Origin of the sequence: Citrobacter sp. RHBSTW-00671 (assembly GCF_014103415.1) — a bacterium.
Taxonomy (GTDB): Bacteria; Pseudomonadota; Gammaproteobacteria; order Enterobacterales; family Enterobacteriaceae; genus Citrobacter.
The window spans coordinates 14061-37120 of sequence record NZ_JABXPR010000007.1 but is presented as its reverse complement, the minus strand read 5'-3'; the positions used below and the strand labels follow the sequence as shown (position 1 = coordinate 37120).

Sequence of the window (23060 nt, the reverse complement as noted above, 5' to 3'; positions counted from 1 at the left end):
CACCACTTTCACTTCAATGTACGTCTCCCAAACATCACAAAACTCAAGTATAATCACTGCTATACGCCACTTTCCAACATTACGAACTCCACTGACCTCAACTCGATTCTCTCTAAATCAAGTTGCATCCGGGGGCTTTTCAGGGGGCTCTTTGTGTTCAATGAAAATTGAGGCCCCCATATGGCACTGACAGCCCGGCAGGTCGAGACCGCCAAGCCTAAAGAGAAGGACTATAAACTCTCTGACGAACGTGGCCTTTTTCTCCTGGTAACCACCACCGGAAAACGCTACTGGCGTATGAAATACCGTATCGCCGGTAAAGAGAAAAAGTTATCTATCGGTGTTTATCCTGAAATCTCTCTGGCTGACGCGCGTGTAAAACGCGATGAAGCCAGAAAAGTGATTGCTGATGGCGGCGATCCGAGTGAGAAAAAGCAGCTCGAAAAACTCGCCAAAAAAATATCCGTCGTAAATACCTTCAGGGCACTCGCCATGGAGTGGCATAAGCATAAGTGTATCTCATGGTCGGAAAGCTACGCAGAAAGCGTTCAGGAGGCGCTGGAGAAGGATATTTTCCCGTATGTGGGCAAACGCCCTGTCGCTGAGATCCTGCCTCTGGAGATGCTGGAAGTTTTACGGCTGATTGAAAAACGCGGTTCGCTGGAAAAATTACGTAAGGTCCGGCAGTACTGCAATCAGATCTTCCGTTACGCCATAGCAACAGGGCGTGCGACGATTAATCCAGCTGCGGAACTGACCGGTACTCTGACCGCACCAAAGACCGAGCACTTCCCTCACCTACAGGCATCCGAGTTACCCGCGTTCCTTGCCAGTCTGGCTAATTACCATGGCAGTTGCATTACGCGTATGGCAACCAGTCTGCTGCTACTGACGGGGGTTCGTACGATTGAACTTCGCGCTGCAGAATGGCAAGAGTTTGATCTGGAGAATGCATTGTGGACAATCCCCGAAAGCCGGATGAAAAAGCGCCGCAAACATCTGGTGCCTTTGTCAGACCAGGTTCTGTCGATCCTGCTGGAACTCCGCACTTATACCGGTCAGTATCAACTCGTGTTTCCAGGGCGCTGCAACATCAACAAACCGATGAGTGAAGCCAGTATCAACATGGTTATCAAACGTATCGGCTACGATGGTAAAGCTACCGGACACGGCTTTCGCCACACTATGAGCACCATTTTGCATGAGCAGGGGTTTAATACAGTCTGGATCGAGATGCAGCTCGCTCACGTGGATAAAAACAGCATTCGCGGCACATATAACCATGCACAGTATCTGGATGGAAGACGAGAAATGATGCAGTGGTACGCTGATTATATTGACAATCTTCTCAGTTCATCGACAAAAAGTTAGTGGTTGTTCACCCGCACCTGAAGGTGCGGGGAACGTAATTCTTTTATTTTTTGTTTGTTCTATAACCTTCTGGCATATTTACCGCGCTGTATGGACTTAAACGTGAAGCGATCCAGTACTGCTTTCCCTGTCGGAGCAAGTTCAGGTAAGCAAGACGTTCGGTCAGATCACGCCGTATTGTTTTTTCGCAAATGCTAAATTCGTCAGCAAGGCTCCTGACGGTCAGTGACTCGCCATTGTTGAGGCGGGTTGACCTGATCCCCGTTGATTAATACACCGCGATGTTTGTAATGTCTTCATCAGCAACGTAAGCGATGAGATGGTCTACCCCCTCCTTCACGGCGACTCTCAATACCGTCATGATGGTGGTAATTCAATCAGCGTTGAAAGGGTGAGAAACCATGTCAAGGCTGAACATTATTGGAATTGATCTTGCGAAAACAAATTTTTATCTTTTCAGCCTTTCACCGGAAGGGAAGCCTGGTGGAAGGATTAAGCTCTCTCGTGAAAAGTTGATTGGCTGGTTTACGACACAGTCCAGGATGATTGTCGCCATGGAGGCATGTGGTGCTTCTCATCACTGGGCCAGAGAAATTCAAAAGACGGGGCATGATGTTGTGATGCTACCCGCTCAGCACGTCAGGGCTTATCAGCGTCGCCAGAAAAACGACTATAACGATGCTCAGGCCATTGCCGAAGCCTGCTGGCACGGAACAATTCGCCCAGTTCCGGTAAAAACGCTATCTCAGCAGGATGAACAAACCTTTTTAAAAATGCGACGACTTGTTTCTGAAGAAAGAACGCAGTTAATCAACCATATCAGAGGGTTAATGGCAGAGTATGGTATTGTTTTGCGTAAAGGCGCAACTGAGCTTCGACGTAAATTACCCGAGTTGCTTGAAGATGCAGAGAATGGATTTACGCCCCAGATGCGTGAACTGTTACAACGGCAATATCAGCGGCTGGCGGCTCTGGATGATGAACTCATATGGTATGACAACCGACAGCGAAAAAATGCCGCCGGGGATTCAGTATGCCAGCGCCTACTTTCTATTCCGGGTTTTGGTCCACTGGTTAGTCTGGCAGTGAAAAGCTGGATGGGTGATGGAAAACAGTTTAAAAGAGGTCGGGATGCTTCAGCGGCTCTTGGGTTGGTTCCACGACAATTCAGCACAGGGGGGCAACAGGTTCTTCTGGGGATCACCAAATGTGGAAACAGCTACGTCAGATCAATGCTGATACATGGTGCCCGAGCTGTTTTGTTCAGATCCGCAGGCAAAACGGATCAACTTAGCTCATGGGTTAACCTGGTCCGGGAGAAACGAGGATTTAACAGGGCAGTCGTCGCCCTGGCAAATAAGTTAATTCGTATTGCCTGGGTTATTATCACTCGTAATGAAGTTTACCGGGTTTCGGTAGCATGAAATAAGAAGTTGAAACAGGGTAATTTATACCGTTAACTCCAGCATTGCGTAGAAAGCAGAAACGATGAAAAACAGGTCAAACCTGCATATCGAAAACCTGGGATCGGGGCTTGGCCAGAATTAATCAAGGCCGTGTAAGCGTTAAGGACGATATGCGCGAATGTTTCATCAAGGCCAGAAGCAGTAGCTTCATCAACAGGCCGAATATACGAAAGCAAACCTGTTACTTTCATTGTCACTGCGTTCTTGCAATACGGGGGAAGACCATATAGGTCCCCCTATTAAGAAGCGTTTTTACAACAAAAACCTTCACATGACCGAACGCCGTTTTCCATTCAGGTTACAAAGTGCCTCATCAGCACGATAAACCTCGGCACGGAAGGCTATTCACTTCACATTTAGCATTCTCAAGTACTTACTTTTTCTATTCACGCAGGAAACACAGTGGTATTGTTTTAAGCTAATATCGATGATGTGATACGTACCACCAAACATTGGATGGTAACTTGTTGCTTTCATGAGCCATTTTTCCGTACAGCTGAAAGCGCAATCGACGCAGGGACTTAAAATGACCGGAGTATCTAGCGATCAATACGCTGCTGGTGAACAGGGCTTAGGGTATATCTATCAGCCTCGTTTTGCGCTACTTAAGCTTCTTCAGTGGCCAGAAGATACATCTGTTTTGATCGAAAAAGATGATGACCTAGACTTCGTTAGTTTTGATGGTGTCAAAACACTGGCATCGCTCAAACACAAAGGGGATGGGGATACTCTAACCGACCTGTCTACCGATTTTTGGAAGTCAGTCCGCATCTGGCTTGACCGCTATAATCGTGATGGTAAAACCGAAGCAAATCTTCGTTTCTTTTTGTTTACGACCGGATCTATCTCAAACTCCTCGTTCCTGCAACACTTCTTAGTCGAACCGCCAACAAAAGACGATAATTCAGTATCAATAACTCAACTCACCAACACAGCTCTGGCTAGAAGCAAGTCAAAACTGATCACGGCAATAGCCGATGAGTTCAATAAACTGACTGATGAGCAAAAAGATGACTTCTTATCACGGATAATCATATTTGATGGCGGGCCTCGCATTGAAGACCTCCCAACAATTATCAAAAATCAACACATGCGTATCATTAGACGCGATAACCGAGACGCTATTTTTGAACGACTTGAAGGGTGGTGGAATAACACGATAGTCGATCTGCTAACAGGGAAACGTAAAGAGGCGATTTTTGGTTATGAGATTTCCGACAAACTTGCAGCATTTTCTGAAGAGTACAAATCGGACAATCTGCCGATTACGTTCAGAGGAAAAATTCCCGTTGGAGAAATCGATGCGATGAATGATCCCAGGCTCTTTGTTGTGCAACTCCGTGAAATAGGGGTTTCCTCTAATCGTATCCGAAACGCTATTCTCGACTACTACCGAGCATTTGAGCAGCGTTCTTCATGGGCGCGTGAAAACCTTTTGGTAACAGGAGAGATGGAAGATTATGAAGACCGCCTTGTTGATGAATGGAGTCGCTATAAAGACGTAGTTTTTGAAGAATTAGATGAAAATTCAGCTGACGAAGTACTTATTACTGCGGGAAAAGCATTGTATCAATGGGCCGATCTTGAAAGTGGTAATATTCACTCATTGCGAATCCGAGAACGAGTGACTGAGCCTTATGTAGTTCGAGGAGGATTTCACATCCTTGCGAACAGTAGACCACTACCCAAAATTTTCTGGCATCCCCACTTCCTAAATAGAATTGGGCAATTGTTGGGAGCCCAAGCATGAAGCAATGGGATCAGCGTCCATTCGAGATAAGGAATCTTTTCAATCCTGCATTTTGTGGTGTTGTACTATTCAGAGCAATGCAGAGCTACGAAGAGGAAAACTCACAGGGCATGCCATTTTCTCTCGCTCTTTTAGTTTTACCATTATGTCTGCAAAAAGATTCTCGCCAAGTGTTTGCTGAAAATCCTCGCCGCTACCTTTTGAAAACTATAGAAAACAATCCCAAATTACTCATTAATTTTGCTAACCGCGTCAATAATATGCTGCCATTTACGCTTGAAGCTTTTGGAGTGCTCATGGAACGAGGATGTTTTGTCGTAACGCAAGACGGCCGATTGAAAACAATACCTAATAAAGTTCGCAAATCGGTCATAGGGACTGAAGAATCAATCTCATGCCAGCGTGTCGCGCGCTATATAGGAAAAGAATTTGCCCGTATTGCAGATCGCGTTACGGTGTACACGACCTTTGGAATACGCCCATGAAAATTAAGTCGATTCATGTCTACAGCCATGATGGCCAACGTCGGGACCTGCAATTTAAGGTTAATGGTTTAAATGTCATTACTGGCCGTTCCTCAACCGGTAAATCAGCTCTTTCTGAGATCATTGAATACTGTATGGGTCGATCTACTTTTAACGTACCAGAAGGTATTATTCGCGATAAAGTGTCATGGTTCGCAGTCATTTATCAATTTTCACAGGAACAAGTACTAATCGCGAAACCAACACCAAATGCAGGAGCCACAAGCTGTGGCACCGTTATGCTGCGACGAGGAAATGAACTGACCGCACCAAATTTCAAAGACCTCTCGGTTAACACCGATGATGATTCTGTAGTCGCACTGTTGTCACGATTACTTGGCATCCGCGAGAACCGTACAGACGTGGCAATTGGGCACAGCAGAGAAAGCTTTGAAGCAAACATCAAGCATACTTTTTATTACCTTTTCCAAAAGCAGGGCCTTGTAGCAAATAAAGATCAACTTTTTTATCGACAAAATGAGGCATTTCAGCCACAAGCTATTCGCGACACATTACCGATTCTTTTAGGTATTTCATCAAATGATCGCTATGAACTTGAGGCCAAACTCCGAACAGCACAACGAGATCTGAAAATCAACGCCAAACGTCTTGAACAAGCTCGCGATACAATCGATACATCACTGCTAAAAGGTTCTGGGCTTTTATCTGAAGCCAGAGCCGTGGGTATCATCACACAAGACAAAGAGAGAATCGGAACTGACGAAGTAATTGATGTTTTGCGTTCTGCAATGCAATGGATTCCGTCCCCCCTACCTGAAGACGATGGACATAGAATATCCATTCTTGAAAATGAAATTGCTGGTTTACGACAAGACAGACGTCAGACCCAGTCCCGAATTGATTCTGCTCGGATGTATGCCAAGCAATCAGGTAATTTTGAAAACGAAGTTTTAGAGCAGCAAGACCGATTATCTTCTATCAAGGCTCTACCGAAAAATCCGGAAACTGGTGAATGGCAATGGCCATTCTGTGAAGCAAATTTAGCACTGGAATCTCCAATTGCTAAAGCACTCCTGAGCGAACTAACAACTCTCGACGCTGAAATGAGCATTGTGGCTGGCCAACGCCCTAAAATGGATGTTTATCTTACTGAACTAGAAGATGAGGTTCAGACCATTGTAAGTTCGATAAGAGCCAAAGAAGTGGAGCTTGCTGCGGCAATCGCGGCAAACGAAGTTATTGAGCAATTAGGCACACGCAATAATGCTGCGGCAAGAGTAATTGGTCGTATAAGTTTGTTCCTTGAAGACCTTGTACCTAACTCAGAACTGGCCACATATGAAGCAGAAAATCGTCGTCTAAAGCTCAAAGTCGAAGACCTACAAAGGAAATTTGGAGCTGATAGCAGCCATGAAAGACTCATATCTATTCTGAATAACATTTCGTCACAGATTACACGCTACATCCAGGCTTTTGATGCAGAATTTCAGGGGCTCCCTGCACGGTTTGATCTAAGCCAAATGACTATTATCTTTGATCGTACAGATCGTCCGGTACCAATGAGTCGAACTGGCGGTGGCGAAAATCATCTCGCTTATCACCTGTCTGCCTTGTTAGCCCTTCATCTCTTTGCTTCAAAGAACAATTGCCCCATTCCTCAGTTTCTTTTAATTGATCAGCCTACCCAAGTTTATTTCCCTTCTGAAAAAATTTACCAGGAAGCTGATGGTACTGTTCAGAAAACGGAAGCTGATGCTGACTTAGCAGCAGTACGTAGACTGTTTGCGTTACTGCTGAAGTTTACACAAGAAGAAGTCCCAGGCTTCCAGCTTATCGTGACAGAGCACGCAAATCTTCGCGACCAGTGGTTCCAGGATGCTTTAACCGAGCTTCCCTGGACCAAGCCCCCTGCCCTGGTACCAGAAGACTGGCCTTTACCGTCAGAATTACCAAATTAAGCACGAGTTTTGAAAATCCCCGCATCTTTGGTTCGATTGCGAGTCTTGCACCAAATTCATATCAACGGACCTCCATGGTGGTCCGTTTTTGCATTCTAAGCCCGCCGAAATCAACACTTCTACAATACCTTAACTCCGCCTGACCGTAAGCGCACCGTGAAGGACGTGGGGTAAAAATTAGTTTACAGAGAGGGTGACGTTCCAGGGCAGCAGTTCTTTCACGCGGTTGGCGGGCCAGGTGTTGATGACGCTGATCACATGGCGCAGCCAGGCTTCCGGCTCGATGCCGTTAAGTTTGCAGCTACCGATCAGGCTGTACATCACTGCCGCACTGTCACCACCACCATCAGAGCCGAAGAACATGTAGTTACGGCGCCCCAGCGCAACCACCCGGAGGGCGTTTTCATACTGAACCGCCCCGGTTTTCCTGGAGAGAGTTAAGTTCGGAAGTTCAGGCTGCCAGAACCTTGTTCCCGATGGAAGCGTAATACGCTTTTTCTGCCTCTATCGGAGGGATGTGACCAAGTCGTTCCAGCAACCGACGATTGTTGTACCAGTCCACCCATGCCAGCGTAGCCAGTTCCACTTCTGAGCGCTTCTTCCAGGCCTGACGGTGGATGACCTCCGCTTTGTACAGACCGTTGATACTCTCCGCCATCGCGTTATCATACAAGTCACCGGTACTCCCCGTGGAAGCCAGCAGCTCTGCATCCTGCAACCGCTGCGTGTAGGCCAGCGAGACATACTGAGAGCCTTTGTCGCTGTGATGGATGGTGCCCGAAGGTCACCGTGACCACAGTGCCTGTTCCAGCGCATCCAGGACGAACGACGTTTCCATCGATGATGAGACCCGCCAGCCCACGATGACGCCAGCGAACACGTCGATAATGAACGCCACATAGGCGAAGCCCTGCCAGGTGATGACGTAGGTAAAATCTGCACACCAAAGCTGGTTGGGACATTCCGCTACGAACTGGCGGTTTACCCTGTCCTGTGCTGCGGTATCTCTGCGACTGGTTGTGGTGCGGACTTTTTTGCCCTGGAGCACGCCTGCGAGCCCCATCAGTTTCATCAACCGTTCCACTGTACATCTGGCCACGCCGATGCCCTCCCGCTGTAACTGACGCCAGACCTTGCGGGCTCCATAGACGCCATAGTTATCGTCGTACACCCGCTGTATCTGCACCTTCAGAAGCGCATCACGCTGCGAGCGCTGGCTGTGTTTTTCCGGCGATTGCTGACGTTGCTGATGCCAGTAATATGTCGACGGGGCAATATCCAGCTCGCGGCATACCGGCCCGACCCCGTGGGCACCACTCAGACGTTCGAGCAGTGGCATTATTTTTTCCAGTGGCGGTCGAGCTCCGCCTGAGCAAAATAGGCTGATGCCTGACGCAGAATATCATTGCTGCGACGCAACTCCCGGTTTTCCCTCTCCAGCTCTTTTAAACGTTGACGTTCGTTACTGGTCAGCTCGCCATCACCAGTCCTGACGGGGCTGATACCACCGCGTAAGTCATTTCTGTGCTGGCGTAGCCAGCCTTTCAGGGTATCGTAATGACAACCAATTTTTGACGATATGGCACGGATAGCATCCGGTTCAGAGTCATATTCATCAAGATGCTCAATGAGCATTCTGACAGCGCGCTCACGTAATTCCGGCGGGTAACGATTAGCTGATTTTGATTTCATCAGGGATCTCCTTTTACTGAGAGTTTAGTCTCCAGGATTCCCGGGGCGGTTCAATCGAAGAAGCAATACGGGGCCTCCCTGCAACTGAGCGGCTGGCAGCCAGGCAGTCCCGAAGTAAGCCGCTGCTGATATCCCTGCATGACTGGTTAGTGGAGAAAAGCGCCACTCTGTCGAAAAAATCCCGTCTGGGCGAAGCGTTCGCTTATGCCCTGAACCAGTGGGATGCGCTGTGCTACTACTGTGATGATGGCCTGGCAGAGCCTGATAACAACACAGCCGAACGAGCCCTTCGTGCCGTCTGTCTTGGGAAAAAGAATTTTATCTTCTTCGGCAGCGACCACGGCGGTGAGCGCGGAGCCCTGCTGAATGGTCTTATCGGAACATGCAGGCTCAATGGTATCGATCCGGAGGCCTACCTTCGCCATATCCTGAGCGTACTGCCGGAATGGCCCAGCAACAAAGTGGCGGAACTGCTGCCATGGAACGTGGTTCTTACCGATAAATAACCGTCAATACGGCGCTCGTTTAACGCTTACACATTCCGGCGGTGATCGCGTTGCGTATTCTGGCGGAACGTGAACGCTATTTCTGGTTTTGCGTGAACGCGTATTCCGGCGGAAAATACCCCGATTTTGCACCATGACCAGAATCACTGTTCATTTTGCCAGAATCGGTGTTCACCCGACCGGAATTGCCGTTCACGTTGCCAGAATCATTCTTAACGCATTGATTTTTGATGCTATATCTATCCCTTTTATTCCAGGGTGTGATATATGCCAAACAAGAGAATCGCAATGCATAAAATCCATGAAATTTTAAGGCTGCGTTTTGAAGTCGGCCTGTCCTTCCGCCAGATAAGCCAGTGCGCAGATGTCAGCACGGGTGCCATCCAGAAAATGCTCAAACGACTTGAAGCCGCTGGGATCTCCTGGCCACTTCCGGAAGGAATGTCAGAGCCCCGACTTGCCAGTCTGCTTTATCCTGAGTCTGACAGTCGTCCTGGCGCGCTGGAGGATCCCGACTGGGCTGAAATCCATATGGAGCTGCGTAAAAAGGCGTCACCCGCCACCTGCTGTGGGAGGGATACTGCCAGAGGATGCCGGTTCGGGCGTACAGCTACTCGCAGTTCTGCTGCCGCTATCAGACCTGGTGCCAGTCACAGAAACGCTCCATGCGCCAGCAGCATCTTGCCGGTGAAAAATGCTTTATCGACTATTGTGGACCCACAGTGTCGGTTATCTCACCTGAGACGGGTGAATGCCGGCAGGCCCAGATCTTCGTGGCGGTGCTGGGCGCATCAAACTACACCTTCGCGGAGGCTACCTATACGCAGTCGCTGTCAGACTGGCTTCTCAGCCACGTCAGGATGCTGGAGTTCTTCGGTGGAGTCCCCGAAATCCTGGTTCCGGATAACCTGAAAAGCGGGGTTAGCAAAGCCAGTCGTTACGATCCCGAACTGAATCCCTCCTATCAGCAGCTGGCTGAGCATTATCAGGTTGCGGTGATACCTGCCCGCCCCAGAAAACCCAGAGACAAGCCGAAGGCGGAAGTTGGCGTTCAGATCGTCGAACGCTGGATCCTGGCCCGGCTCCGTCACCAGGTCTTCTTCTCGCTTGCTGAGCTGAACCACTGTATCCGTACGCTGGTAACCGGGCTCAACGAACGTCCCTTCAAAAAACTGCCGGGCAATCGCCGTGAGGCCTTCGAAAGGCTGGACAAAACTGTGCTCAGGCCATTACCGGTGCAGTAGTGGCGCTACCGGCACATCAAAAAAGCGAAGGTGAATATCGATTATCACGTGGAATATGAACAGCATCACTACTCAGTCCCCCATCAGCACGTCGGTAAAACGGTGGAGCTTCATGCCTTCGACAACCTGCTTGAAGTCTGGTCTGACGGGCAGATGATCGCCAGTCACCCGCGGCGTCTTCATCCGGGCAACAGTACGGCAGCAGAACATATGCCGGAGCGCCATCGTCATCATCAGCAGTGGACGCCAGAGCGGCTGAAAAGCTGGGCGGCCGGTGTGGGCTCCGACACCTTCACGTGGGTCAGCGAGCGTCTGGCTGAAAAAGCGCATCCGGAACAGGCCTATCGCCTGTGTCTGGGGCTGCTGAGCCTGACGCGTGAATATCCTTCTGAGCGCGTCAATAACAGCTGTCGGCTGGCCAATGCAGAGGGGTTAACCCGGCTGAAGCAGATAAAGTCGATCCTGAAGAATAACCGCGACCTGGTTCCGGCGGACAAAGATCTGCACCCGTCCCGGGAGCTTCCTCAGGAACATGAAAACATCCGTGGCCCACGCCACTTCCACTGAAACAAGGGATCCGATAATGCCACATACGCTGATGAAACAGCTGACAGAAATGAAACTGACGGGAATGGCGGCCGCGCTGTCCTCACAGATGGAGCAACCCGGCACTTACGAAGAGCTCTCCTTCAGGGAAAGACTGGCGTTGCTGGTCACGCGCGAATCACTCGAAAGGGATCAGCGTAAACAGAAACGTCTGCTACAAAAAGCCCGCCTGAGGCTTGAAGCCTCGGTCCAGGACATCGACTACCAGCCAGCGAGAAACCTGGAACGTTCTCGGATCGCTCAGCTAAGCCAGAACGAATGGGTGGTCAGGGGGCAGAACCTGCTGATAACCGGCCCCTGCGGTTGCGGCAAAACCTATGTGGGCTGCGCCCTTGGCAACAACGCCTGCCAGCAGGGTTACAGCGTACAGTACTGGAGACTGAACCGGTTGCTGGTTGAACTGACGCACAGCCGCGCAGACGGTAGTTACCGAAAGCAGCTGGCTCAGCTGTCAAAAACGCAGCTGCTTATCCTGGATGACTGGGGCCTTGAGCCGTTGCTGCCAGCGCAGCGTAACGATCTGCTGGAACTGATGGATGACAGATACGGAAAGAACGCCACGGTGATGATAAGCCAGCTGCCAACGGATGAGTGGTATGGCTGCGTTGGCGATAACACGCTGGCAGACGCGATCCTTGATCGTCTGATGCATAACTCCCACCGGCTGGAAATGAAGGGTGAGTCGATGAGAAAACGACTGGCACAGGTTGACTGAAAGTGAACGGTCGGTGTAATAAAAAGAAGTTAGGGCGCGTTAGGGAATAACGCGTTCACGTTCCTCCGGAATAACCGTTCAACTTCGCCAGAATACGCACGCGTACTTAATCAGTAGCCGTAACATCATAAACCCTCACTAATCCTGTAAGTTAACTTGCCCTGCACCGACCTATCTCCCCAGCGCAATCCCGGTTTCGCGGTGTCTGTTACGGCCGTATTTTCTCATTTCTCGTCAGCCACAGTGAGGCTCTTTCAAGAGCTGGGTTGTATGAAAACGACAAAAACACAGCCGACAATAATTTACAAAATAACTTGTTGACCCTGTATTTACTACAGGGTTTTTAATACACATCAACAGGTGAGACGGCGATGACGCCGGTATCACCAGATGACCAGATGACCAGATAACCCAAGGAATATGACCATGAAAAACATCAAACTGCTTGCTGCTGCCGGTATGCTCTCCGTAGTTTCTTTCTCCGGCTTCGCCCAGTCCGTCAGCGTTACTGCTGACACCCTGAACAACGCGGAAGCGAAAATTGCCGCTATCGCCCAGGAATCCGGTGCTTCGTCCTACCGCATCACCAGTGCAGACCAGAAAAACGTTGCCCGCGTGACTGCAGTACTTGATAAGTAATCCGGGACGGTATTACCCTGAACCTGAGCAGTAAACGCGTGAGATGGTCGCAGAGGGAACTGCCGGACTGACTGCCACTATAGTGGGGGTCACCTCCGGTTCCGCCGGCGACCTCACATGCGGACACACCCTCCAGGACAACCCTATCCCTGTTGTCCGTTTTCCTTGATGACTGTTTTAGTCAGGTTACCCCCAGGTAGCTTTTTTTTTGTCCTTATCCCACCAGAAAAAACAGCGTAAGGGTGTTGACCCTGTATGAACCACAGGGTTTTTAATACACATTAACAGGTGAAACGGCGATATCTGATGAAGAGGAATATACAGATGAAAAAATTTAGCGTGACTGCAGTACTGATTCTGACTGGCATGCTCTCATCCGGAGCTATGGCAACCTCGTTCCTGCCGGAAACTTGCTCGGATATGGACATCTCTGTCCGGACAGACTATGTCAACCATGAAGACGTGAGCCACGTCTTTGACTGTCAGCCAGTGATCTGATGTAAAAAAACGGTCGGATTAATTTTCCTTTTAAGTGCGTTAGTGCCTTTGAATTTTTTTCGGGTCCAGAACTTCACCGCGGTCAGACCCAGCGGGAGCCCTGATGTCGTCACTGCCAGGCTCGAATGCATCAGGATCCCACAATTGACACCTGCATCATTCCCCATCTTGATTAGGTGTGATTGCCTGCAAATCCTACTGCATCAGGGTTATCCCGGTGGTAGCCAAATGTTGTGGTGTCCTGAAGCAGTAGAATCTTCTCACCTTGCAGCGCATATATCCTTTGACTGGTAGCCTCGGAATGTCCCTGCAGCAGGTGCTGCTCATCAATCCTGTCACTGGAAAGGAACCGGTAAGCGGCTTTTGTTGCTGCATTATCCTGGCAGGCAAAAGGGAGGCTGTTGCCCATCCCCCGCCAGAGTTTTTGCATGAGACTTTTAAAACGACTGGCACGGCGGCGATCGCTAAAGACAGAAGAATTAATTTCCTCATCGAGCCATGAAAGCGAAGTCTGTTCCTGATTAATCATTCAACCATCCCTGAAAGTAATTTAGCTGATTATCATAATGATTACCTTAATATAATTGTGGGTAGTTGCAAGTCTCGCTGGACGCTTACAATTAACCCAATTCGCTTGATACATCAGATTGATTCCCTCCCTGAAAACAGTGCCGGTCTAAACGGAAGTCTCCTGTCTTACAACCAGCAGAAACACGGTGCATAGGGCCAATCCATGGTATAAGCAGTCAGTCTGAAAAAAAAAGTCTTGACCCTGTAGCCACTTCATGGTTTTTGATATGAACTGGATTCGTACTTAGTGCAGCGGTAAACAAATACCTCATTATTTTCTGCCATTTTCCCTTCGTGTTACCGCGTATATTGATATCAGGCAAGCTAAAGGAATTACCTGAATGAGAATAGTTACACTCGTAATATCTGCTGTAGCTTTGATGCCGGGAGTTACAGTCCCTAATGCGATAGCCGGTTTTATTGAAGACAGTAAGGCCAATCTCACACTCCGCAATTTCTATATTAATACAGATAATCGCAGTGGGGACGGGTTCAGTAAACAGGAAGAATGGGGACAGGGGTTCATCCTCAATTACGATTCAGGTTATACTGAAGGGCCAGTGGGATTCGGACTGAGCACTCTGGGGCTACTGGGCATCAGACTTGACGGAGGAGGTAAAGCAGGCTCACCGGCGTCAGGTCGGCAACCCGGTACAGTATTTCCGCTAGACAATGATGGCAGAGCGGTTCATCAGTTCGGTAGCCTGGGGGTTACCGGCAGGGCAAAAATATCTGATACGGAACTCCGTTATGGAACGCTTCAGCCCAAAAATCCCGTCGTTATATACAACGATGCCCGCCTTTTGCCCATGACATATCAGGGAGGACAAATATCATCAACAGATATCGACGATCTGAGTCTGACCGGCGGCGTTCTCACACATACAAAAGGACGTAACTCCACAGATATGCGCGGAATGTCCATTGCCGGAGCCAATGGAAGTGGTCCCACTTCACGGAGCAGTAATCGTTTTTATTTCGCCGGTGGTGACTATACTCTTATGAAAGACATGACTCTCTCATACTATTACGGTGAGCTGGATAATTTTTACAGACAAAACTATATCGGACTGGCACATAACCTGAAAATCGTTTCCGGGAACCTGAAATCAGATATTCGTATATTCATCAGCGATGCAGACGGAAAGAACGGAAGTGCTGCAGGACGGAGTGCCGGATATGTAAGTACTGGTTATTACGGAAATAATCGCACAAAGGGAGAAGTGGACAACAATGTTTATAGCGGTCAGTTGACATGGTCTTCTGGAGGTCACAGTGTGAGCAGTGGTTATCAGTGGCTGACGGGGAAAAGTGACTTTCCATATCTGAATCGTGGTGATGGAGAAGGAACAAGCACCTGGTTAATTACTGATGCACAATTGCTAAAATTCAGCAGGGCGGGGGAGCGAACCTGGCTGGCACGGTACGCCTATAATTTTGCTGATGCAGGGCTCAAAGGGCTGAATCTAAGTATCCTCTATCTGAACGCCGATAATATTGATACCGGGAATGGGCGAAAGGGGGAATGGGAACGGGATATTGCCCTGAGTTATACTATCCCCGAGGGAATACTTAACGGACTTGGCATCTCCGTAAAAAATGCCACAATGCGCAGCGCTCTGCCTGACACAAGTAGAAAAGGCTCTGCTGGACAGCGTGACCAGGATGAAACCCGGGTTACAGTCAGTTATACCCTTCCTCTTCTCTGATATAGTGTTTCCGGTCTGTTGTGCTGTTGAGCAGGACAGACCGGAATGACGTTCGCAGGCAGCAGAAAATTTATATCTGGCTGTCAGTCCGGTAGTTATTTCTGTCCCGGTTCTCCACTCAGGTCCGACTTAAAACATATCGTTTTTACTGCCATTTAAATAAAGAGTAGCCTTGCATGTCATTATTATCAGTTTTAAAGTATCCGGATCCCAAATTGAAGATCATTGCAATGCCCGTCGAACATATTTCACCGATAACCCGGCAATTTATTAAGGATATGATTACCACTATGTACGGTACATCCAGTGTAGGTTTAACAGCAACCCAGGTTGGTGTTCACCAAAGGATTGCTGTAATTGATGTCCCTGAATCGCTGGTGCAACCAATAGTATTAATTAATCCGGTAATTGCTGAGAGTAAGGAAGAAAAAAATATCACTGAGGAAAAATGTCTTTCTATACCAGGAACCAGTCGTTTTGTATACCGTGCAGAGAAAATAAATGTCACCGCTCTTGATGCTTTTGGGAATACAATAAATTTTAGTGCAAGTGGTACTCTCTCGATCTGTATACAGCATATGATAGACCATATGAACGGGATTCTATTAACTAAGAGCCTATCTCAATAGGACTTTATTCCAGACGATAAGACCACAGGCAAAATGCAACATAGCCTCGTAATTTTCGGCCTTCTTTTTCCATCGGGTCAGAACCCGGCGAAAGCGATTCATCCAGCTATGAGTCCTCTCAACGCCCCAGAGAGGGGCTTTGAAGTCCCTGTTTTTACTGGCGTCAGACTCCTCTTTACGGGACTGAATATGTGGCTCGTAACGGCGACTCTGCAGATACGTTTTCAGCCATCCAGCTTCGTAACCTTTGTCCAGACAGAGCCTGAGTTTCCCCCCGGATGCCCCGCCTGAAGGGCATCGAGCGTATCCGCAACCAATTTGATGTCGTGCGTGTTCGCTGCTGCGACGACCAGCGACAGAGGAAGCCCCCTGGCGTCCGTCAGCAGGCTGCGCTTTACACCTTGTTTCCCTTTGTCCTTAGGATTGCGACCTGTTTTTTGTTCCTGACAGCGGCGATTTGGTCATACAACCGTCCATCGACAACCAGGACCAGTCAATGCTGTCCAGATGCTCGCAGGCAAGCAAACCGTTCTGCCAGAAGCGCTCAAAAATGCCTGAATCGTGCCACTCCTTAAAGCGCCGGTGTGCAGAACTCGATGAACATATCCCGGTGGCGTTCAGACAACCAGTCCTGAGGAAGAAGAATATGGCATCCATGGCAGCGCGGTTATCAACGCGTTTCCGGTATGTATCGAGTGGATGGCTGGTTTTGTGCTCAGGGATACCCGGTCATTTTTTTAGGCTCGATGCAGAAAAACAATGAAGTTTCAATTTTATCATTGCAAGCCTTTCATTCACTAAAACTCCTCGGCCAATCCGAAACTGGTGACTGTAGTAATTTCTTACAGGCTAAGACTTGCAGTAACTTGAAGGTAAGGGGGAGGATGATAAAAATTCATGAAGATCGCACTGAAATAATTCATTAAATCGGTTATTGAGTTGGATTGGCGCAAAATAATTAAAAATGTCTTTAAAACATAGCGTTATCCATTGAATAACATCAGACCACTAAAATGGCCTGATGTAAAGGATGCTAATACCTATCTCAGGCATCAATAGTGATATCACCGGCAGGAATGCACTGGCATGTCAAACATGCACCCTCATCAGAGGGTTCCACACCATTCAGATGCTGCACGTTCCCGGCAATCACCTTAGTTGAACAGCTTTCACATTGTCCAACACGACAACCACTAGGCATTTTAATCCCAAGTTTTTCTCCAAAATTCAGCAGAGTACCTTTATCCGTGGTCCAGATCTCTTCTCTTCCTGATTTTGCAAAAATTACTTTATGACGTAATGAGGGATCATTATTTATTTTTGTCGGAGAACGAAATATCTCGTAGAAAATAGCAAATGCAGGTACACCTCTCTCCTGAAGCCCTCGGGATATCGCATCCATCATAGGCTGCGGACCACACATGTAATAACGAGCATTATTCTCAATAAGATATGCCTCGACATCTCCCGCACCAACATAACCAGCTCTATCATAATCCAATCCTGGAATATCACAGTCGAGGGGCTGGTTGTAGATATTAATTACTTTAAGCCTGTCAATAGACGCATTTAGCTCCGCAATTCTTTTCTTAAACGCATGTAGCCTACTATTTTGATTAGCATAGAAAAGCCAGATTTCCGGACCTTCCGCTTGGGGGTTAATAGACTCCAGATAGGAAATGAATGGAGTAATTCCAATACCGCCAGCAAATATTACGACAGGCTGGACGGCATTGAGCGGGACAATGAAATTCCCCCCAGGAGGCGTAAGTTCAACATCCTTGCCTATCTGCAAATGCGTGTTTATGTAGGATGACATTATTCCTTCTACATATTCACCTTTCTCATCAGTCGCTTTCTGATGACGGACAGAAATGGAATAGGTTTTACGGTCATGAACAAACGCAGGGCCTGTCAGCGAATACGCCCGGGTAACGATCTCTTCAGAATCGCTCATCGGACAACAGCTAACAGTGATATGCTGGCCCGGTTCATAATCAGGTAAGTAGCCTTCACTATTCGATTGGAAGGTAACTGTCGTAACATTATCTGCTTCTTTTTTCAGTTCAATGACTTTGAATGTTTTACGACCTTCCCAGGGGCGTCTTATCAGCTCAAAATCATTCAAGCGGCGAATGCGGCAGCGGAATGAACGCAAAGGTAAAGCACCGCTGACTGGATCATAGCTATCACCGCTGATTAAGCTATTGTAATTGCTACTGTACTCACCTTTAACCGGGTATGAAGGTTTGCCAAAATCAGGACAAGCCTGCCACCACCCAAACTCAGCAATTACAGTTTCATGAGAGAGTTTGGCTTCCACTTTTGCTCTAAATCGAGCAAGACCTGCTCTCGTTTCAATTTCTACCCAATCCCCCGTCTTGATACCTTCTTCGTCAGCCAGAGCTGCCGAAATGTCTACCGTTGGATAAGGTGCTTTTTTTCGTAGGCTAGTCAGGCTTCGATGTTGGCTATGACAGAAGAATCCGCTTTTAACGGATGTCAGCATTAGTGGATAATCAGGATCGTTGCGCTGGTATTCTTGCGGCTGTACATACTCAGGTAAAGGATTGTAACCATAGCGATGAAGGATCTCAGAGTAAAACTCTGCACGTTTTGTTTCTGTATTGAAACCTGCCAGATATCCACTATTTGGGTCTCTGAAAGCATATTTTCTGACTTTATGCTCAAGCGGGATATCGTAACCTTCTGGCTTATTTCTGAGCATCTCAACAGTCAAACCTAATGGTTCTAGTTGATAATTCCAGGCTGCCTCAATATTGCCGTCGAAGAACGCTTCATTCATTCCTAACCGGCATGCAAGATCGAAAACAATCTCAAGGTCGGAACGGCTTTCACCGCGCGGAGAGACCATTTTTTTTCTCAACTGAATGTGGTCCTGAGCAGCAGCACTACTTTCAAACCCGGTTCTTAGGCCTTCGCGCTCCCAGGCAGTGTTTACTGGCAGAAGGATATCAGCATACTTTGATGTAGGCGTTTCAAACAAATCTACATGGGCATAAAACTCAAGTGCCTCAAGCGCCTGTTGTCCGAGAGAAGTATCACTTTGTGAAAGTAATATGTTGGCACCAAAGCCAATTAACCCGCGAATTTTATAGGGTGTACCTTCTAATACTGAATGCCAGATATCCTGAGAATGAACCCAACCTTGTGAAGGCGGCCCGATAGGCCTTTCTTCAAGACCTAATGCTTTATCCCATTGTGATTTTGGCATCAGTGTCGGTGAATTAACCACATTCACCGGGTGGCTGGCATAGATTCGATTACATCCTTCCTGATCGAAACAACCGGTTAAAGCATACAGTGTCGCAATCGCACGTTCTGTTTGGGTGGCATTAGTGTGTTGTGCCACTCCAGACCAGCTGTGGTAGGCGATTTTCTTGGCCCCGGCAATCAAACTCGCAGCGGCTTCAATTGATGCAACAGATACCCCGGTGATACGGCTTACGTTTTCTGGGTCATAATTAGCCAACATATCTTTAAAAGATGAAAACGCCGTTTGGCAGGAAATTTTTGCACCATCAGCTATTGCAACTTCAACATTACCCTCAAGTGCAGCTGTAGGCGTCAGCGTTTCTTCAGTTCGAGTCTCGGAATCGATAAATGTGACTTGCTGGTTGTGTTCGTCCCAAACTGTATAGCGATTACTGATGGCAAGTGGGTTAATATCTTTTTCCCGAAGAAAATAACCATTATCATTTCGAACCAACAAAGGACCATTAGTCCAGTTTCGAACAAACTCATGATTAAACAGGTTTCTTTCTACCAGGAGATGGCTTAACCCCAAAGCTAATGCACCGTCAGTTCCAGGATTGACATCAAGCCAGGCATTTGCTTCTTTCGCTAAAGGTGTCGGGCGAGGATCCACGACGATCAGTTTTGCACCGTTATTTCGACCAGTACCAATCGCGCTAGCCTGGGCAAGCCAAGTATTCGCGGGGTTATGCCCCCAAAGAAGGATAAGATCGGCATGGGAATAGTCAGCAACAGGGATGCCGCAGCCAAAGGTCCATCGATGTGCAACGTCTTTATGCCAGTTACATATTTCAGTTCCATAGCTGGTGTTTGGGCTGCCATAGATACGAACAAATCGCTCTAACCATTCAATTGCATCGCTGAGGGGGGTACCGCTTGGGCTCGTAAAACCGAAAGCGACAGATTCAGCTCCGTTCTCTCGTTTAAATTTTTCCAGTTGTCCGGCTATCGTTGACATAGCCTCTTCCCAACTTATACGTTTCCAGCCCGGGTTCTCGGCACCTTTAGGATGGGTTCTCTTCATCGGGTACAGAATTCTATTTGCGCTGTCCACCAGCTCAGGTGCCGCTTTGCCCTTCATACACATGGCCTTACCATTAGGATGTTCAGGGTTGGCCCGTACCTTGATCAGGTGGTCATTTGCTACTTCATTCAACGTCCCGCAACGCGAACGGCAAAGTGTGCAATATCCGGGAATAATATCTGACATTGTAAACCTCACTACTAAAAACAGTTAATATATTTTAAAAACCACATTGCTTTCTTTTCACCCAAGAATTACTAACCCAATTAATGTTAATATCATCTTGTTTTGTGGGCGTAATTTCAGTTGAAATTACTGTCATATATGGGTAGCGGCTAAGTAATTTCAGGGCCAGAATCTGATTCCTGCAAACCGTTAACATCTGCAAGATACAGTGCACGCAAAATAGGGCATTCAGGCTTATCATCCCCTGCACAGCAATCAGAAAGCGTTGTAAGTATTGATGCCATACGCTGAAATTCTTGAATTTTTACAGTCAACTCGCGGATGTGTGACTCGACTAATTTTTTCACATCAGCGCTTTGGCGCGAATGGTTACCCCAAAGACAGAGAAGTTCTCCTGTTTGCGCCAGAGAGAAACCTAACTCCCGACATCGACGTATAAAATGCAATTTGTACACATCAATATCGCTGTACATCCGATACCCGGCTGCAGTTCTTGCAACTTCCGGTATTAATCCCGCCTCTTCGTAATAGCGGATCATTTTGGCGGAAACTCCGGATAACCGGGCAGCATCACCAATGTTCATCCTTACCTCCCAAAATGTATTCTGTTAATATCAGATCCAGTTTCAAATGACGTCGTTTCTGACACTCTTACCTTGCATACGTAGTGATACGGTTACCGTTTGGCTCATCAAGACTTAGTCGATATCCAGCCTAGACCTTCCCGTGGTGGTAAGGTCAAGAAAAAAATCATCAAGATAAGCTGTGTAAAAAACCAGATGTGACGAACATACTCATATCCCTTATGACCACATACTTAATGACTCAAAACACTCTTCTTTGGGTTTAGAAAGGATGGTTTCTCTAGTGGCATCATTTTTATATTCACCAACACTCACTAATTCCCATGATTCGACATCATTCAACAGTGCAAGCATCAACTTATTATTTAATGCATGCCCTGACTTATAAGCATGGTAGGCGCCAATAATATTATGGCCTGATACAAAGAGGTCTCCAATCGCATCCAGTGTTTTATGTCGCACAAGTTCGTTATTAAATCGCAGACCTTCCGGATTCAGAACGCTATATTCATCAAGCCCTATCGCATTGTTCAAACTTGCCCCTAACCCAAGACCTTTTTGTTGTAGAAGTTCTACATCACGAACAAATCCGAAAGTTCTGGCATCAGCAATCTCGCTAATATAGTTTTCTTTCGACACTTCAATATTTAATCTATTAGTCTCAGCAGAAATCAAGGGATGCTTAAAATCAATCATAAAATCGATCGAGAACTTTGAGTCTGGATGCAAAAGAGCCCATTTGTCGCCATCTTTTACGGAAACCGTTTTTTTTATCAGAAGATATTTTTTTAGCGCACACTGCTCTATCAAACCAGCGTGCATTATTGAGTCTATGAATCCTCTGGCACTCCCATCGAGAATGGGAAGTTCTGGAGCATCGAGCTCCACCAAGAGGTTATCAAGCCCCATGCTAGACACCGCAGAAAGGAAATGCTCGATTGTTGAAACTCGAACTCCCTGAGGGTTGATAATGCTTGTTGCCAGCATAGTGTCATGAATCTGATCGGCACGGAGCTGAATATCAACAACAGGAGTTACATCTGTTCTACGGAACCGTATGCCACTATCGGCACCAGCAGGCATGATTTTCATGTTAACGGTTTTACCGCTATGCAAGCCAATACCGTTTAATTCAACAATATTCTTGATAGTTTTTTGCTTGATCATGGAGACCTCTGTTTGCTCTAGCGACTAGGCAGAACGTCCGCAACAAGGTTCCATTGATGATTCCCCCTATTGCTCTGTTCATCGTCCTCGCTACTCTCGACTTGGTTCCATTAAAAACCATGAAGTTGATATAGGGTCAAGATTTTATACGATATACACATCAAGCATCTTGCATGAGTCGCACTGACTGACCCGGGTTAGTTACCATCATATTCTTTATGGTTGAGACCATACGGAAATCAGTGAATTAAAAATATTTATTCATCCAAAACACAAATGGTTTTAAGAAAGCCTAATGCCCTTCTTGTAAAATTATTCAAGATAGTCAAGTATGTTTTTTATATTGTCAATTAAGGCGACATGCAGGTCAGGGTCATCACATTCATCTGAATGGCAATAGGAAATATGTTGAAGTATAATTCTTTTTTTGAATTCACTAACTGTACACTCCAACTCATACACCGACCGTACGATATCAATACAAGGTTCATCATCGATTAAAAAATCCTGCATTTTATTATACTTATCAGTCAGTTCTTCTATCATAGAAATTAATACGGGGTCATTAACTAACATTGGCATATCTCTCCTCATAGTCTGAAAGTAAAGATGGACACAGCGCTGATAAATTCCAATTCCCTTGCTTGCGGTACCGACCGGGAGGAAGATGAAACTTGTTTTTAAAAGCTCTCGTGAAAGTTTGTTGCGAATTAAAACCATACTGAAGTGCAATGTCCAGGACTGTTCTGGAAGTCAATTTCAGATCAATCGCAGCACATGATAATCGACGAGCACGAACATATTCACCCAGCGCAACACCGGTCGTCTGTTTAAACAAACGTTGAAAATGCCATCGTGAATACCCAGACTTCTCAGCAATAAATTCTACTGGCAAGGTTGTATTCAATGAACTTTCAACCCACTGCAAAATATCTTTGACAACACTTTCAGAATATTTCCTGGTGTCCATTCTCTCCCCCCAAAC

At 47.2% G+C, this 23060-nt stretch carries 17 protein-coding genes, 5 pseudogenes and 1 other annotated feature; of the genes and pseudogenes, 12 read left to right on the top strand and 10 right to left on the bottom strand.

The window, feature by feature from the left end:
* Positions 1 to 180: 180 nt before the first annotated feature.
* The gene (locus HV261_RS27270) at positions 181 to 1371 is read left to right on the top strand and encodes a tyrosine-type recombinase/integrase (protein ID WP_016154414.1); all 1191 of its coding nucleotides are present in this window, start codon (positions 181 to 183) and stop codon (positions 1369 to 1371) included.
* Positions 1372 to 1414: 43 nt separating this feature from the next.
* On the opposite strand, the gene HV261_RS27265 is transcribed toward HV261_RS27270, so the two are convergent.
* The gene (locus HV261_RS27265; protein ID WP_223822565.1) at positions 1415 to 1630 is read right to left on the bottom strand and encodes a DeoR family transcriptional regulator; all 216 of its coding nucleotides are present in this window, start codon (positions 1628 to 1630) and stop codon (positions 1415 to 1417) included.
* Between the two features lie 142 nt (positions 1631 to 1772).
* Here HV261_RS27265 and HV261_RS27260 point away from each other — a divergent pair, with 142 nt between their 5' ends.
* The 4 genes from HV261_RS27260 (at position 1773) to HV261_RS27245 (ending at position 7030) form a co-directional block, all read left to right on the top strand.
* Positions 1773 to 2795 carry an IS110 family RNA-guided transposase gene (locus HV261_RS27260; RefSeq protein ID WP_032950067.1) on the top strand — a complete coding sequence of 341 codons (1023 nt, stop codon included), beginning with the start codon at positions 1773 to 1775 and terminating at the stop codon, positions 2793 to 2795.
* Between the two features lie 568 nt (positions 2796 to 3363).
* Positions 3364 to 4587, top strand: coding sequence for an ABC-three component system protein (locus tag HV261_RS27255; RefSeq protein ID WP_016154416.1), 1224 nt, complete (start codon positions 3364 to 3366; stop codon positions 4585 to 4587).
* Complete coding sequence (locus HV261_RS27250) at positions 4584 to 5072, top strand: three component ABC system middle component (RefSeq protein WP_016154417.1); 489 nt, start codon at positions 4584 to 4586, stop codon at positions 5070 to 5072. The genes HV261_RS27255 and HV261_RS27250 overlap by 4 nt, the downstream gene beginning before the upstream one ends.
* A complete protein-coding gene (locus HV261_RS27245; protein WP_016154418.1) occupies positions 5069 to 7030 on the top strand; it encodes a DUF3732 domain-containing protein in 1962 nt (653 codons plus the stop codon). The genes HV261_RS27250 and HV261_RS27245 overlap by 4 nt, the downstream gene beginning before the upstream one ends.
* Before the next feature lie 177 nt (positions 7031 to 7207).
* On the opposite strand, the pseudogene HV261_RS27240 reads toward HV261_RS27245, so the two are convergent.
* Positions 7208 to 7435 (bottom strand): annotated as a pseudogene (locus HV261_RS27240) (transposase domain-containing protein); the annotation flags it as partial.
* 46 nt (positions 7436 to 7481) lie between these two features.
* A pseudogene (locus tag HV261_RS27235) lies at positions 7482 to 8722 on the bottom strand (IS3 family transposase).
* Positions 8298 to 8414: a sequence feature (AL1L pseudoknot), on the bottom strand. It overlaps the preceding pseudogene by 117 nt.
* A gap of 50 nt (positions 8723 to 8772) precedes the next feature.
* On the opposite strand from HV261_RS27235, the pseudogene HV261_RS27230 reads away from it, so the two are divergent.
* From HV261_RS27230 to HV261_RS27210, 5 genes and pseudogenes are all read left to right on the top strand, one after another.
* Positions 8773 to 9228: pseudogene (locus HV261_RS27230) on the top strand (IS66 family transposase); the annotation flags it as partial.
* Between the two features lie 267 nt (positions 9229 to 9495).
* Positions 9496 to 11039: pseudogene (gene istA / locus HV261_RS27225) on the top strand (IS21 family transposase).
* A 13-nt stretch (positions 11040 to 11052) separates the two neighbouring features.
* Positions 11053 to 11793 (top strand): IS21-like element helper ATPase IstB, encoded by a 741-nt coding sequence (gene istB / locus HV261_RS27220; RefSeq protein ID WP_269150626.1) that lies wholly within the window; start codon positions 11053 to 11055, stop codon positions 11791 to 11793.
* Between the two features lie 426 nt (positions 11794 to 12219).
* Entirely contained in the window at positions 12220 to 12432 is a 213-nt protein-coding gene (locus HV261_RS27215; protein ID WP_016154425.1) for a YdgH/BhsA/McbA family protein, read from the top strand.
* A 306-nt stretch (positions 12433 to 12738) separates the two neighbouring features.
* Complete coding sequence (locus HV261_RS27210) at positions 12739 to 12930, top strand: hypothetical protein (protein WP_045890344.1); 192 nt, start codon at positions 12739 to 12741, stop codon at positions 12928 to 12930.
* A gap of 172 nt (positions 12931 to 13102) precedes the next feature.
* Here the strand turns inward: HV261_RS27210 and HV261_RS27205 are convergent, their stop codons facing one another.
* Positions 13103 to 13459: an IS4/Tn5 family transposase DNA-binding protein gene (locus HV261_RS27205; RefSeq protein WP_016154428.1), complete on the bottom strand. Its 357-nt coding sequence runs from the start codon at positions 13457 to 13459 to the stop codon at positions 13103 to 13105.
* A gap of 382 nt (positions 13460 to 13841) precedes the next feature.
* Between HV261_RS27205 and HV261_RS27200 the strand changes: the two genes are divergently transcribed.
* Positions 13842 to 15209, top strand: a complete 1368-nt coding sequence (locus tag HV261_RS27200; RefSeq protein WP_016154429.1) for an OprD family outer membrane porin — start codon at positions 13842 to 13844, stop codon at positions 15207 to 15209.
* Positions 15210 to 15385: 176 nt separating this feature from the next.
* A complete protein-coding gene (gene def, locus HV261_RS27195) occupies positions 15386 to 15838 on the top strand; it encodes a peptide deformylase (RefSeq protein ID WP_016154430.1) in 453 nt (150 codons plus the stop codon).
* Here def and HV261_RS27190 read toward each other — a convergent pair.
* The 6 genes and pseudogenes from HV261_RS27190 to HV261_RS27165 form a co-directional block, all read right to left on the bottom strand.
* Positions 15827 to 16561, bottom strand: a pseudogene (locus HV261_RS27190) (IS5 family transposase). The gene def and the pseudogene HV261_RS27190 sit on opposite strands and share 12 nt — an antisense overlap.
* Before the next feature lie 322 nt (positions 16562 to 16883).
* Positions 16884 to 20324 (bottom strand): molybdopterin-dependent oxidoreductase, encoded by a 3441-nt coding sequence (locus tag HV261_RS27185; protein ID WP_023302365.1) that lies wholly within the window; start codon positions 20322 to 20324, stop codon positions 16884 to 16886.
* Between the two features lie 149 nt (positions 20325 to 20473).
* Complete coding sequence (gene cueR / locus HV261_RS27180; RefSeq protein WP_023336667.1) at positions 20474 to 20908, bottom strand: Cu(I)-responsive transcriptional regulator; 435 nt, start codon at positions 20906 to 20908, stop codon at positions 20474 to 20476.
* Positions 20909 to 21127: 219 nt separating this feature from the next.
* Positions 21128 to 22075, bottom strand: coding sequence for a UDP-3-O-acyl-N-acetylglucosamine deacetylase (gene lpxC, locus HV261_RS27175; RefSeq protein ID WP_023302364.1), 948 nt, complete (start codon positions 22073 to 22075; stop codon positions 21128 to 21130).
* Positions 22076 to 22387: 312 nt separating this feature from the next.
* Positions 22388 to 22657 (bottom strand): hypothetical protein, encoded by a 270-nt coding sequence (locus HV261_RS27170; RefSeq protein WP_225388535.1) that lies wholly within the window; start codon positions 22655 to 22657, stop codon positions 22388 to 22390.
* The gene (locus tag HV261_RS27165) at positions 22641 to 23045 is read right to left on the bottom strand and encodes a helix-turn-helix domain-containing protein (protein ID WP_071532327.1); all 405 of its coding nucleotides are present in this window, start codon (positions 23043 to 23045) and stop codon (positions 22641 to 22643) included. The genes HV261_RS27170 and HV261_RS27165 overlap by 17 nt, the downstream gene beginning before the upstream one ends.
* Positions 23046 to 23060: the final 15 nt, after the last annotated feature.